Below are 13864 nucleotides of genomic sequence, written 5' to 3' on the forward strand. Positions count from 1 at the left end.
GATGTTGAGCTGTCAGTGATGAAAATAACAGCCCAATCTCCTTTCTTAGTCCAGTATTTTTTTTATTTTTTTATTAAAATCATTGCGTGGCATCAAGACGATGTGGTCACAATTGGTACAACGAATCTTAATGTCAGCGCCCAATCTCACAATTTCCCAGTGATTAGCTTTTTTTCCTGTTGATTTGACGACACAAGCGTGTGGTTTTTTCATTTCAACAAAATCACCTAACTCGTACATTGACACCTCCATCACGATGAAACATTTTCACTACATTCTAACAAAATAACCGCAAAAAAACAACCATCTGGTGCCAATGGTTGTGGTGATGATGCGTCGTATATTATATCCGATTGTGCTTTTGAATAAAACGAAATTGGAAGATGATTGTCAGGATTAGTAAGACAAATAAAACACTCACATAGTAAAAGGTTTTTGAATGTTTTCCTTTATGGATAGGCTGCTCTTTACCATTCAGCAAATTAATCTTTGAAGTTGAGAGTTTAAACTGACTTTTGAGCTGCCATGTCCGACTTGCAGTTTGTACGGAAGTCATGGTTAAGTATGTTCCTGCTTTAAACTTCTCAGAAATAGGAATCAAAATTTCAATTTTACTATTAGGAGCAATGCGACTAAATTGATGAGACTCAGATTGCTTAGTTGCTTGGTCTAAAATATGACTATCAATTAAAACATTATTTAACCAAGCATTGCTATCATTTTTAAGTAGAATTCGAATAAAGCTTTTTTGGTTAAGTGTTGTGGCCTCGGATTTTTCAACGATGATGTTCTCAGTATCTTTATTATCGTTTTTTCGAACATTTACGATGTAGTTAACACTTTTATCACCCTGACAAAAAAGAACGGCATTTGCAATCTCACCATCAAAATCTTTTTTGAAGGCTTCGGGTTTATAATCAATCGTAATGTCTTGACTACCTCTTGGGGGCAACGTAATTGTTTCAGGTGCCTTTAAAAAAGTATTGCAATCAGAAAAAATTTGATTGCCCTTACTATCAAGGTCTGGAATTGCAGTTTTGATGTTAATGTTAATCGTATCGTCGGTGTCATTTTGTAGGTTAAAACCTAATGATTGCTGTGCATGATATTTTGCAGAAATGATTTGGTTTACCACCGTCTGATTACCCTCTAGAATGGGTGTGACAGTGAAGTCGACTTCGTCAGCAGCGGTTTTAGTGGCAAAAAAACTTACCATTACAATAAATAGTGTGAGTATATTTTTCATATTTCCCTTTTTTTTGAGGTGTAATATTTAGATGATAAGTTATTTTAAAATGATATCAAAAGGCAGTTTAATTAATATTCTAGCTAAAAAATACCAATTTCAATTGTTATTAAAATTACATCTTGTGTTTAATTATATCACATTTGAACACTTTTAAGAAATCTTATACAAAAAAATGAGACATAATTATAAAATCGAAAAAAGCGAAATTATTACTTTTTAAAAGTAAAATGTCAGTCATTGACTATTCAAGATATGTACAAGAATACTGGTTTTATGATATAATAAGTGCTATGAGATTAGACAAATATTTAAAAGTTTCACGAATTATTAAACGTCGAACAGTGGCTAAAGAAGTTGCCGATAAAGGGCGGATTAAATTAAATGGTATTCTGGCTAAAAGTTCATCAGATGTAAAATATCAAGATGTCTTGACTATTACTTTTGGTAATAAAATTTTAGAGGTCAGAGTTCTTGATATAAAAGATTCAACTAAAAAAGAAGATGCGGATAAGATGTATGAAATCTTGTCAGAAACCCGTGTAAATCCTTAAATTTTTAGGTTTAAGTGTAGAACATCAGGAAGTTTAAAACAATCAAAGTGTGTGACTACAGGCTAACTAGACGATGTAAAAGTTATCTGTAGGATAGAGGTATATCATGGCAAAACAAAAGAAAATTGTCCGGTTAAATAATGAGTTTACAACGCAACAATTAAATCAAATGCAACAAACAAATAAACAGGTACCAAAACGCCGTTATTTAGGTTTAATTTTGGTAGCTGTCATTTTAGTTATGGTTTTGCCGACAATTAATCTTGTTAAATCATATCAAACATTACAAAGTCGATTAGAATTAAAAGCAAAATATGAAGAAAAATCAGTAGTTTTGGACAAACAGTTAGCGATTGAAAAAGCTGATATTGCTAAACTTAAAGATCCTATCTTCATTGAAAAATATGCACGTTTGAGATATTATTCAAAAGATGGTGAAAAAGTATTTTTAATTCCAGAATTATCAGATGGTGGGGTTACAAAAATAAAATGATTGGTCGAGTTAAATCTATTTCTCGTTTCGGTATATTCATCACATTTTTGGCCTCGGAATTATCGTCAGAGGAACGTACGTTTTTTGAAGATGTGTCTGACACACTTTTTTTGACAGGCTTATTAAGATGGTCTGATGTTCCCAAAGGTGAAAGAATTCAAAAAAATGATGCCGTAACAATCGCTGTAAAAGAGATTCAAAACGACGGTAAAATTGATTTAACATTAACACAAGAAGATTTCAGAGAAAAATATGACAAAATACTTGCTAGAACTGGGAAAATGCTACAAGTATTGCGACTTCAAAATCAAAGGGGGATCAATCAATGACGACTAAAAATGGGCAACTCAATGATGGACGTGAGGTTTATCTTAATGGTCATCGTGTTATTGATATGGCAAGTGAGCCTGTATTTTCAAGAACATTAGAAGTTATTCAGCGTTATTATGATTTGCAAAAGGAAAATAAAAACCACACTTTTTTTAACAATGGTATTGAATCTTCATTGATGTTTTTAGCTCCTAAATCGGTTAAAGATTTAGCTAAGAAACGTCAAATTTATGAAGAGGTTGCAAGAGAATCATATGGTATGTTGGGTCGGACGCCAGATTTCATTAACGCTGGTGTTGCTGTTTTAGGCAACTATGCGGACGATTTAGGAACGCAAGGTAAAATAGACTTTGCGTTCAATGCGAAAAATTGGGCCAATCATGTCAAATATGATGATATCTTTGTCAGCCATGCTATTCAAAATCCACAACTAAATCGTCAAAAAACTTTATCACAACTCTTGAATGAAGGACAGGAATTTGCTGGTGTTTGGATTAAAGAAACACGAGAAGATGGCGTAATCATTCGGGGAGCTAAACAAGTTAATACCTTAGCACCGCTAGCGGATGAACTACTCATTTTCAACCTTCCAGATTTAAAGCCTGAAGACAAAAAATTTGCTTTAGCATTTGCACTTCCTATCGCAACATCTGGTGTTAAAGTCATCTGCCGAAAACCAACGTTGAAATCAGATCAATCACTAGCTGATTATCCATTGTCTCAAGCTTTTGATGAGATGGATGCCTTCCTTCTTTTTGATGATGTTTTTGTACCCAATGATGCCTTATTCGTTTGTGGCGACGTTGAACAATCTAACGCTTTCTTTGAAGTAAGTGGTTTATTTAATCATACAGCACATCAAGATGAGGTACGTGGGTTTATTAAGTTAGAGTTTGTGACAGGGATTGCTGTTCGACTTGCGCATCAGCTAGGCTTATTTGACTTTCAGCGTGTTCAAGAAAAATTGGGAGAATTATCTGTTAACTTAGAGATGATTCGGTCTTGTATCATTGCAAGTGAGGTTACAGGTAAAATGCAAAATGGTGTATTTACACCTAATATGCAAACCCTCTTGGCAGTTCGTGCTAAGTTGACAACTTATTATGATGAGGCTTTGCGAGTGATTGCTGAGTTTTCTGCGGGTTCGGCAGTCGGTGTTCCTGATTTTCGTAGTTTTAGCAATCCAGACATAGCAAAGATGCTAAAATCTGCTTTAACTAGTGATTTAATGATTGCAGAGGAGCGGATGCTTTTGCTAAATCTTGCTTGGGATATTACGAGTGAGAGTTTTGGTCAGCGACAACGTGTGTATGAATTTCTACATGGAGGTAATCCAATGTTTATTCATTTACAACATCTCAGACACACGGATTTAACACAGGCTAATCAGATGATTGATAAGGTTTTAGACAATGCAAGAAATGGTAAAAAATAAAAAAAATTATCTTCCGTTACAATGGCTGGTTTTTGCGGCAATGGTCCTACCAGCCTTTTTAACGTTTCCAGAGAAAACTGATATTGTTAGCTCGCAAACTTATACGCCAAGACTACTATCGGATAATGCTAAGTCATCTAAATGGTCAGAGTTGCCTAAAAGAGCTGTCACCTTGACAGAAGTACAGAGCTATACAGATGCAGAGTTACACACTAAGGCTAAGAAAATACCCGCTAAAACACAGCTGGTATTGAGTGGTTTAGAGGGGCAATCAATTAAATTATCAGATGGTACTTTTGTTTCGAATAATAAAAACGAGATTGGCTCTGATATTGTTCTAACGACAGAAGAGATCAGTCAAGCATTTTATGTGATACAAGATGCAGATATTCTTTACACACCCTTGACAACTTTCGACAATCAGATTTACAGCAAGTTGACGAAAGGGAGCAAAGTCTATGCGACCAAAAAGGCAACGACGAATTGGGGAACATATTACCAAGTAACTTTTGAAGGTGGTAAAACTGGTTGGATAGATAGTAAAATAGGAACTTTTAAAAATCCAAAGCTGGATAGGGTTCAGAGTTTATTAAATGAAAAATATCAGCAAAGTGGCTATTCGATTTACGTCAAGCAACTTGACAGTGATTTTACAGTAGGTGTCAATCAAACAAAAAAAATGTACTCAGCTAGTTTGAGTAAAATTCCAATTCTTTATTGGACACAAAAACAGATTAATGCAGGTAATGCTAGCCTTGGAGATAGTCTAGCCTATAATGAATTAGTCAATGGTTGGCAAGGTGCCTTTAAAACAGAGGGAACTGGATTTCTACCTAAGACACATGATTATCAATCCTATAGTGTATTGGACTTGATTAACCGTACTGCTAAAGATTCCGATAATGTGGCAAGTAATATGCTAGCCTACTATGAAACTGGTAGATTTTCAGAAAGCTACCAGTCTGAGATTGCAAAAATAGCAGGCGAACCATGGAATCCAATAGAGCGCGAAGCATCGTCTGAAATGGTTGGTCGAGTGCTTGAAGCACTTTATCACGAAGGTGGGGCGGGCTATAACGCTATGATTGGTACTGATTATGATGCAGAACGAATTCCTGCTAAACTACCCAAATCGATTCAAGTAGCTCACAAAATTGGTACAGCGGACGAATTTAATCATGATGCTGCTTTGATTTTTACGTCAGAGCCATATATCTTAGTGATAGAAACAAACAACGATGCTGATAATGAAGAGCTTGCAAATATTTCCCAAGCCATATATGAGGTAATGAAATGACCCCTTACGAGAAATTTATAAAAATAGTTGATGAGGCGCATTATTTTGATCAACATCAAGAAGTTTTAGTTGCCTTATCAGGTGGCTTAGATTCAATGACACTTTTTAATTGGCTTTACGAAGCTAGAGACTTACTTAACATATCTTTATCTGTTGCGCATATTAATCATCAACAACGAGCAGTCTCTGATTATGAAGCAAAAGCCTTACAGGAAAAAATGACTGATTTGGGGATTCCTTTTTATATAGCAAATTATGTGGGGTCTTTTTCTGAAGAAAAGGCACGTGATTTCCGTTATGATTTTTTTGAGAAGATCATGGAAAAACACCATTTGACGGCATTAGTGACAGCGCATCATAAGGATGATTTGACGGAAAATTTCTTAATTCGTCAAATAAGAGGTTCTAGACTACGTCACTTAACAGGTATGGAGGCGGTTCAAACATTTGGAGAAGAACGACAAGGTTTATCTCTGATTCGGCCTCTGTTAGATTTTGAGAAGTCTGAATTCGATGCTACCGATTATTTTGAAGATGCCTCTAATGCAGAGAATGATTATTTGAGAAATCGGGTGCGTAATCTTTATTTACCAGCATTTGAAAAAGAAAATCCACGGTTTTCAGAAAATTTAGCTGGTTTAACAGACGAGATTCAAAAGGCGATGGCAATTGTTGCTTATAGCGCTCGCGCTTATGCAGCTGCTGAAAAAATAGATTTGATTGAGTTTTCACGAGAAATTGAAAATTTACAATACTTTATTTTACAGGACTATATTGCTAAATTTCCAGCTTTGGAGGTTTCAAAAGCTCAGTTTGATGAATTGTTACATATTATCAGGCGTGAAGGGCAATATTTCCATGCCATTTCGAATGATTACAACTTTATCAAAGATCGCTACCATTTTTATATTGAAGAAAGATCAAAGGCAACAGAGTTTGAGACGGCTTTAACACCATATCCTACTGGAGATTTTCAACAGATTGATTTGCCAGCTACGGGACAGATTGTGATTAGAAAGCGTCAGCCAGGTGACCGCATTCAGGTTAATGGTATTGATAAAAAACTTCGTCGTTATTTCATTGACAATAAAGTTGCGCTTAAAAAACGCGGAAATCCTTTAATCGTCGTAGGGGATGTCGTTTATGGCGTGTTAGATGTTGTGATTGCAGATTTGAGTAAATCATTGAAACATGATAAAATGAAAAGAACACTTTATTATAGGGAAAAGAGATAAGAAGATAGAATGTTAGAAAAAACGATTGAAAAAGTTTTAGTGACCGAAGAAGAAATTTGTGCAAAATCACAGGAATTGGGTCAAATTTTAACAACAGTATATGCAGATAAAAATCCATTGATGGTAGCAATTTTAAAAGGTTCAGTACCCTTTTTCGCGGAATTAACAAAACGAATTGATGCACATATTGAGATGGATTTCATGGTTGTATCAAGCTATCATGGTGGTACGTCATCATCTGGTGAAGTGAAGATGATCAAAGATCTGGATACATCAGTTGAAGGTCGTGACATCGTGATTGTTGAAGATATTATTGACACTGGACGGACACTTTTATATTTAAAAGAGTTGTTGTTATATCGTAAAGCGAATTCGGTTAAAATCGTCACATTGGTGGATAAACCTGAAGGACGTGTTGTTGATATTGAAGCAGATTATGTTGGCTTTACTCTACCCAATGAGTTTTTGGTTGGTTTTGGTCTAGATTATGATGAACACTATCGTAATCTTCCTTACATTGGTATTCTTAAAGAAGAGATTTATAAAAACTGAGGGATAAAATAAAGCATTTAGTGGGATAGCTATTTCAAAAAAAGTTTATATCAGCCTTAAGGCTGATATTGACCAAACCTGACGTTAATAATAGACATTTTTGGAAAAATTTGTCATAATATCTGATATAAAACAAAATTTAGACAAGGATTCTATGAATAATAAAAATAAAAACAGTGGTTTCATAAAAAACTCTTTCTTATGGGTAATTATGGTAATCGTTGCGGTTGTCGGTTTCCAATATTTCGTCAAGGGTGTTGGTACTGAAACGGTTGACAAAATTAGTTACACAACACTAGTTAAAAAACTAGAAGCTGGTGATATAAAAGAATTTTCTTATCAGCCTTCTGCATCATTGATTTCAGTGAGTGGGGAATATAAAAAAGCTGAAAAAGTAAAGGCAAAAACAAACTTTTCTTTGATTGCTAATAAGCCTATTGAAGTTAAGAAATTTACAAGTTTAATTTTACCTACAGACACTACCATTAGTGAACTGCAAAAAATTGCAGACAAAGAAAAAGTTAAAGTTTCTGTCAAACCAGAAGCGTCTAATGGTGTTTGGTTAACTCTTCTAGGGTCTTGGTTACCTCTTCTACTCATGATTGGTTTCCTTTACATGATGATGGGCGGCATGCGAGGTGGCGGTGCTAATGGCGGTGGTAATCCGATGAGTTTCGGTAAATCACGTGCTAAAGAGCAAGACAAGAAAACGGTTAAAGTCCGTTTCGCTGACGTTGCAGGTGCTGATGAAGAAAAACAAGAACTTGTCGAAGTTGTTGATTTCCTGAAAAATCCTAAAAAATATCATGATTTAGGCGCGCGTATTCCAGCTGGTGTCCTTCTTGAAGGCCCTCCAGGAACTGGTAAAACTTTGCTTGCCAAAGCTGTTGCTGGTGAAGCTGCGGTACCGTTTTTCTCAATATCTGGTTCAGACTTTGTGGAAATGTTTGTCGGTGTCGGTGCCTCACGTGTCCGTGACCTTTTTGAAAATGCTAAAAAGAACGCCCCAGCTATCGTCTTTATCGATGAGATTGATGCTGTCGGTCGCCAACGTGGTGCCGGCATGGGCGGTGGTAATGATGAACGGGAACAAACCCTTAACCAACTCCTAGTCGAAATGGATGGGTTTAACGAAAGTAACGATGCTGTAATTGTCATTGCAGCAACTAACCGTTCTGATGTGCTCGATCCAGCCTTGTTACGTCCAGGTCGTTTTGACCGTAAAGTGCTCGTTGGAGCACCAGATGTTAAAGGTCGTGAAGCGGTACTGAAAGTCCATGCTAAAAATAAACCTTTGGCTGCTGACGTTGATTTAAAAGTTGTTGCCCAACAAACACCAGGTTTCGTTGGTGCGGATTTGGAAAATGTTCTTAATGAAGCAGCGCTCGTTGCTGCAAGACGTAACAAGTCTGTGATTGATGCCTCTGATATTGATGAGGCAGAAGACCGCGTGATTGCAGGCCCAGCTAAGAAAGACAAACGAATTTCTGAGCGTGAACGTGAAATGGTGGCTTACCACGAAGCGGGACACACAATTGTTGGTCTTGTTCTTTCAAATGCTAGTTTCGTTCATAAGGTAACTATCGTACCACGTGGTCGTGCTGGTGGTTATATGATTTCTTTACCAAAAGAAGACCAATTCTTACTTTCTAAAGAAGATATGCAAGAACGTCTGGCAGGTCTTATGGGTGGTCGAACTGCAGAAGAAATCATTTTCAATGCCATTACAACTGGTGCCTCAAATGACTTTGAACAAGCTACTCAACTTGCGCGTGGTATGGTCACACAGTATGGTATGTCTGAACGACTCGGTACTGTGACACTTGAAGGTAATTCTCAAGCTGTCTTTATTGGTCGTGATTATGGTCAAACTAAAGGCTACAGTGAATATACGGCACAAGCGATTGATGAAGAAGTGCGTAGCATCATTAATGAAGCGCATGAAACTGCTCGTCAAATCATTGAAAGTCATCGTGAACAACACAAGGCAATTGCACTTGCCCTGCTTGAACATGAAACTTTGGATGCACGTCAAATTAAATCTTTATTTGAAACAGGTCAAATGCCTGCTGATAATGTTACAGAGTCTGAAAGTGTTGAACCAGCAGATTTTGAACAAACTTTAAAAGCAGTTAATGAACCAAAAGTTGATAATTTGGATGATGATTTAAACAAAATTGAAAATCAAGATAATTAATGAAAATCAGGCCTAGTCGCCTGATTTTTTGTGATTTATGATATAATATTAGTTAATAAACTGAGGGAAGAAGCATAAATTGGCTCAAACATTCAAGGAAAAATTGGCAGAACTTGAAGCCAAACGTCGTTTTGAGCAAGAAGAGACGCTGAAGGTTGATTCAGTCACTTCTGACACTGACACTTCTGGATTCTCCGAAGAGTCTTTGACACAAAATGATGTTGAGGCAGCAATACCGACTCAAACAACACCTAAAATTAAAATAAAAAAATTAACGCTGGCAATATTTGTCAGCCTTTTCGTCATTGTCATTGCTCAAATTTATGCTCTAGGAGATTTTAGTCTAACGCGTCAAGTGTCTGAAAAGTCATTGGACCAAAAATTTACCTATCAAGGTGGGATGAAGAATGGTCGTTTCTTTGGTGATGCGACGATTACTGATAGTTCAGGTAACGCATTGAAAGCACAATTTAAGGCAGGTAGAATGATTGGATCTTTGACCTATACTAAAAACAATGCTTATACTGTGACTGAAAAAGATGGCAAAGTAACGATTACCTTAGCGGACAAGTCAGTCGTTCATCAAGCAGCAGGTCAATATTCTTTTAATGGTAGCATTTTTTCCTTTGAAGGAGCTTGGCGGTTTGCTGGCATTTGGCAAGGCAAGATGCATTTTGCCAATGGTGCGAGCTATGAAGGGTCGTGGAAAAATGGTTTACCGGATGGTAAAGGAACCTATACACCAATTGTAGGTACGCCTATTACAGGTGATTTTAAGATGGGAGAGCTTGTTAAATGAAAATTAAATGGTTTTCCCTAATTCGAATTTTGGGTCTGGTGACTGTTCTAGGCTATCATTTTTTCGTTAAGTCTTTCCCAGGTGGCTTTATCGGTGTTGATATTTTCTTTGTATTTTCGGGATATCTGATTACCTCTCTCTTTTTTATCGAGCTTGAAAAGTCTGGTAGTTTTACATTATTGACCTACTATAAACGTCGTTTTATCAGAATTTTTCCACCATTGGTCATCATGATTGTAACGACATTACCTTTTACGTTATTATTGCCGTCTGATTTTCGGGCTAACCTAGCTAAGCAAGTGGCTGCTGCCATTGGTTTTGTGACGAATCGGTTTGAAATACAGTCAGGTTTATCATATGAAGCACAGCAAACACCACAGTTATATATCCATACCTGGACGCTATCTTTGGAATTTCTTTTTTATCTGATTTGGGGTGCTTTGCTGTTTATTTTGGTTTTTTGGTTAAAAAAACAAGGCTATACAGGTAAAAAGTTATTAGGGCAAACGCGTTTTATTGTGTTTGTACTTGCTGTACTAGCGAGTATAGCATCTATTATTTACCTTGAAGTGACTTTTGACCCTAAATATTTAAGCTATAGCTATTTTGCTTTTGCGAGTCATGCTTATCCCTTTTTTATCGGGGCAATTATTGCTACAATAGTTGGTGTTCGGATTAGCGATAAACAGAGAGCACAGTTTTCGAACTATCCGGTTAAAAAAATATTGCTTTGGTCTGGTGTCCCAATCCTGATTTTATTACTATTAAGTATATTTGGGAAATTTGAAAGTATCTGGACAATTCGAACCAATTTGATTTTAACGAGCGTTTTAACTGCAATTTTGATTGTTCAATTTAGAATTTTGCATGAACGTACAACTAGTCCAGAACCTAAAATTTTGACGGTACTTGCGGATACTTCATATAGTATTTATCTTTTTCATTGGCCGGTTTGGCTAGTCATTTCTCATTTTGTATCACAAGTTTTCTTGGCGGGTGTCTTGAGTTTTATCGTTTCATTTACAGCCTCAGCTGCAGTCTATTATGGTGTTGAACCTTATTTCCATGGTAAACAACCAGCGAAATGGATGATGAGTAAGCCGTTTTATGGTGGCTTGGGTGTGGTAGTTTTGGTGGGGGTTGGTGTGATGCTGACTGCGCCTACGCTTTCCAAAACTGAGAGAAGTCTTCATGAGGCAGCGATTAGCGAAGCGATGGTATCTTTGGACCAAAAAGGACAATTGGGACAGAATTTATATGATGTAGGTAATAATATAAACGCGAATACGAGTTGGTATAACCCTGATGCTGGATTTAATACTAGTACAGATATGCGATTGAAACAAAGCACATCTATCTCAGATAAAATTCTAAACAGTTCTCAAACTGTTTTGGGTGATTCAGTGATGGTTGGTGTGGTACCTTATTTAGCGACTATTTTACCTGATGCGGATGTGGATGCACAGGTTGGTTTGAACTATGATAGTATTCTTAATTCCTTTGAAAAACGTGTAAAAGCTGGGACAATAGGAAAATATGTGATTATTTCAGCTGGTGCAAATGTAACGAGTGACATGACTGCTGATGTTCAAAAAATTATTGATAATGCACCTAAAGGGACGAGATTAGTCTTTGTCACGCCTTATAATGGAAAAAATAAAGTAGTTTTAAATGAGTTTAATACTTATTTAAAATCACTTCCAAATAAATATAAATGGATAGTAGTGGCAGATTGGGCAAGCTATATTGAGCCTCAAGAAAATCTTCTTTGGGCAGATAAGATTCACTTTGCTGGTAAACAAGATGTTGCGATTGACTATCTCAATCTATTGGCCCAGAGTTTGAATGAAGTTGCGAAATCAAAAGGTAAACCGTAAAGTTACAAAAGTATGACAAATAGATAAAAAGTCTGTGACAAGGCTTTTTTTATTTAAGTATTGTGTTAAAATTAAGTAATATGCGAAAATATAAAAAAAATGGGTTTAAAACGTCACATAAAATAATTTTTACAATTTTAAGTCTTATTGGGATGCTAGGATTAACATTTGGCATTTCTGTTTTTCTTGTATTAGGAAATGAGAGTAGTACTCAGGCTGATACAACGAATTCTGAAACAGAGAAAATAACACAAAATAATATTGCAGCTGTGACAACTCAGGTTAGTCATAAACCAGCAGTGTCCAGTTTAGACCATGCTGAGCAAGTTGCGCCGGTAAAGCCGGATGAAACAGGTGATCTAATTAGCTATACTGTTAAAGCAGGGGATTCACTAAGTGCGATTGCTAGTCAATTCCAAGTTAGCATGGCATCTATTATGCAGCAAAATGATTTAACTTCTTCAGAAGCGATTTCTGTCGGTCAAGTATTAGCATTTTCAAAATCTTATGTTGTTAAAGAAGAAACAAAAGAACTTTTAGATACTGAGAATGATGTTGAAGCACAAGGTGTTTCTGTTAATAACGGAAATAAAGTTGCTGCTGGTGGGTTATCGGATGAAGAACGTACCTATGTATTAACGCAACTTCAAACGCGTACAGGTGTGGATGCTAGTCAATGGGATTATATTATTTCAAGAGAAAGCGGTTGGATTGCCACAATTAAAAATTCTCTTGGTTACTATGGTTTGTTCCAATTAGCCCCTACTTATCCAGGATATGATGGCGATTTGAACGCGCAAATTGAGGGAGCAATCTATCTTTTTAACAATGGTGGTATGACTCACTGGGCTTTATAAAAAGGGTACTTGACGTCAAGTTTTAAAATCAATTATAAAATTTTTCAATTTTTTTTGAAAAAAAGCTTGACGGAATAGAATTAATACGATATAATTATTTTTGTTGCTGATTGAGACATCTCAAACAGTTCAAACCCTGGTCCGTTGGTCAAGGGGTTAAGACACCGCCTTTTCACGGCGGTATCACGGGTTCGAATCCCGTACGGACTATTTTTTATGGAGGATTACCCAAGTCTGGCTGAAGGGAACGGTCTTGAAAACCGTCAGGCGTGTAAAAGCGTGCTAGGGTTCGAATCCCTAATCCTCCTTTAGGAACGATGAGTTCCTAATATAAAATTATCGCGGGATGGAGCAGCTCGGTAGCTCGTCGGGCTCATAACCCGAAGGTCGTAGGTTCAAATCCTGCTCCCGCAATTTTAAAATCAGTAGGTCCCGTAGTGTAGCGGTTATCACGTCGCCCTGTCACGGCGAAGATCGCGGGTTCAATTCCCGTCGGGACCGTATAAAATACTTATTCAGTATTTTATAACTAACTTAAAAAGTATTTGGCTCGGTAGCTCAGTTGGTAGAGCAATGGATTGAAGCTCCATGTGTCGGCGGTTCGATTCCGTCTCGCGCCATATTATGGTTAACCATAATGAATCTCTGCGGGTGTAGTTTAATGGTAGAACCTTAGCCTTCCAAGCTAACTACGCGAGTTCGATTCTCGTCACCCGCTTTACCATTTTTTTATTGCAAAAAATGGATCCTAATATATACAGATTAGGGCGCATAGCTCAGCTGGTTAGAGCGCACGCCTGATAAGCGTGAGGTCGGTGGTTCGAGTCCACTTGTGCCCATTTGAAAATTTATTTTTTCAAAAAATGTTTGGTGCTTATTGCATGAGAGATACACCTGTTCCCATGTCGAACACAGCAGTTAAGTCTCATTACGCCGGAAGTAGTTGGGGGTTGCCCCCTGTGAGATATGGTCGGTGCCAAGCATATTCCGCT

Annotated in this window: 13 protein-coding genes, 7 tRNA genes and 1 rRNA gene; 19 read left to right on the plus strand and 2 right to left on the minus strand. The window is 36.9% G+C overall.

Annotated elements, in window-relative coordinates; translation table 11 throughout:
- Nucleotides 1-45 precede the first annotated feature (45 nt).
- Complete coding sequence (locus HZR21_RS06950) at nucleotides 46-240, minus strand: DUF951 domain-containing protein (protein ID WP_003137902.1); 195 nt, start codon at nucleotides 238-240, stop codon at nucleotides 46-48.
- 103 nt (nucleotides 241-343) lie between these two features.
- Complete coding sequence (locus HZR21_RS06955; RefSeq protein WP_180747029.1) at nucleotides 344-1246, minus strand: WxL protein host-binding domain-containing protein; 903 nt, start codon at nucleotides 1244-1246, stop codon at nucleotides 344-346.
- Nucleotides 1247-1539: 293 nt separating this feature from the next.
- On the opposite strand from HZR21_RS06955, the gene HZR21_RS06960 reads away from it, so the two are divergent.
- The 19 genes from HZR21_RS06960 (at nucleotide 1540) to rrf (ending at nucleotide 13854) form a co-directional block, all read left to right on the plus strand.
- Nucleotides 1540-1800 (plus strand): RNA-binding S4 domain-containing protein, encoded by a 261-nt coding sequence (locus HZR21_RS06960; RefSeq protein ID WP_003137899.1) that lies wholly within the window; start codon nucleotides 1540-1542, stop codon nucleotides 1798-1800.
- Between the two features lie 106 nt (nucleotides 1801-1906).
- Nucleotides 1907-2293: an FtsB family cell division protein gene (locus HZR21_RS06965; protein ID WP_003137897.1), complete on the plus strand. Its 387-nt coding sequence runs from the start codon at nucleotides 1907-1909 to the stop codon at nucleotides 2291-2293.
- A 47-nt stretch (nucleotides 2294-2340) separates the two neighbouring features.
- Nucleotides 2341-2622, plus strand: a complete 282-nt coding sequence (locus tag HZR21_RS06970) for a hypothetical protein (RefSeq protein WP_180747030.1) — start codon at nucleotides 2341-2343, stop codon at nucleotides 2620-2622.
- A complete protein-coding gene (locus HZR21_RS06975; RefSeq protein ID WP_180747031.1) occupies nucleotides 2619-4058 on the plus strand; it encodes a 4-hydroxyphenylacetate 3-hydroxylase N-terminal domain-containing protein in 1440 nt (479 codons plus the stop codon). The genes HZR21_RS06970 and HZR21_RS06975 overlap by 4 nt, the downstream gene beginning before the upstream one ends.
- Nucleotides 4036-5355, plus strand: coding sequence for a serine hydrolase (locus HZR21_RS06980; RefSeq protein ID WP_180747032.1), 1320 nt, complete (start codon nucleotides 4036-4038; stop codon nucleotides 5353-5355). Before HZR21_RS06975 ends, HZR21_RS06980 begins: the two co-directional genes overlap by 23 nt.
- Entirely contained in the window at nucleotides 5352-6590 is a 1239-nt protein-coding gene (gene tilS / locus HZR21_RS06985) for a tRNA lysidine(34) synthetase TilS (protein WP_180747033.1), read from the plus strand. The genes HZR21_RS06980 and tilS overlap by 4 nt, the downstream gene beginning before the upstream one ends.
- A 9-nt stretch (nucleotides 6591-6599) precedes the next feature.
- Nucleotides 6600-7142: a hypoxanthine phosphoribosyltransferase gene (hpt, locus tag HZR21_RS06990; RefSeq protein WP_180747034.1), complete on the plus strand. Its 543-nt coding sequence runs from the start codon at nucleotides 6600-6602 to the stop codon at nucleotides 7140-7142.
- Nucleotides 7143-7296: 154 nt separating this feature from the next.
- Nucleotides 7297-9339, plus strand: coding sequence for an ATP-dependent zinc metalloprotease FtsH (gene ftsH / locus HZR21_RS06995; RefSeq protein ID WP_180747035.1), 2043 nt, complete (start codon nucleotides 7297-7299; stop codon nucleotides 9337-9339).
- 79 nt (nucleotides 9340-9418) lie between these two features.
- Nucleotides 9419-10138: an MORN repeat-containing protein gene (locus HZR21_RS07000; protein ID WP_180747036.1), complete on the plus strand. Its 720-nt coding sequence runs from the start codon at nucleotides 9419-9421 to the stop codon at nucleotides 10136-10138.
- A complete protein-coding gene (locus tag HZR21_RS07005) occupies nucleotides 10135-12015 on the plus strand; it encodes an acyltransferase family protein (protein WP_180747037.1) in 1881 nt (626 codons plus the stop codon). The genes HZR21_RS07000 and HZR21_RS07005 overlap by 4 nt, the downstream gene beginning before the upstream one ends.
- Before the next feature lie 152 nt (nucleotides 12016-12167).
- Nucleotides 12168-12872 carry a LysM peptidoglycan-binding domain-containing protein gene (locus tag HZR21_RS07010; protein WP_180747038.1) on the plus strand — a complete coding sequence of 235 codons (705 nt, stop codon included), beginning with the start codon at nucleotides 12168-12170 and terminating at the stop codon, nucleotides 12870-12872.
- A gap of 138 nt (nucleotides 12873-13010) precedes the next feature.
- Nucleotides 13011-13082: transfer RNA gene (locus tag HZR21_RS07015), tRNA-Glu, on the plus strand.
- An 8-nt stretch (nucleotides 13083-13090) separates the two neighbouring features.
- Nucleotides 13091-13180, plus strand: a tRNA-Ser gene (locus HZR21_RS07020).
- A gap of 32 nt (nucleotides 13181-13212) precedes the next feature.
- Nucleotides 13213-13286, plus strand: a tRNA-Met gene (locus HZR21_RS07025).
- Nucleotides 13287-13300: 14 nt separating this feature from the next.
- Nucleotides 13301-13373: transfer RNA gene (locus tag HZR21_RS07030), tRNA-Asp, on the plus strand.
- Nucleotides 13374-13419: 46 nt separating this feature from the next.
- A tRNA-Phe gene (locus HZR21_RS07035) sits at nucleotides 13420-13492 on the plus strand.
- 27 nt (nucleotides 13493-13519) lie between these two features.
- Nucleotides 13520-13590: transfer RNA gene (locus tag HZR21_RS07040), tRNA-Gly, on the plus strand.
- A 47-nt stretch (nucleotides 13591-13637) separates the two neighbouring features.
- Nucleotides 13638-13711, plus strand: a tRNA-Ile gene (locus tag HZR21_RS07045).
- A gap of 27 nt (nucleotides 13712-13738) precedes the next feature.
- Nucleotides 13739-13854, plus strand: a 5S ribosomal RNA gene (gene rrf / locus HZR21_RS07050).
- The last annotated feature ends 10 nt before the right edge of the window (nucleotides 13855-13864 follow it).

The sequence above is a fragment of the Pseudolactococcus laudensis genome (genome assembly GCF_013449735.1).
In the GTDB taxonomy this organism is placed as follows: domain Bacteria; phylum Bacillota; class Bacilli; order Lactobacillales; family Streptococcaceae; genus Pseudolactococcus; species Pseudolactococcus laudensis.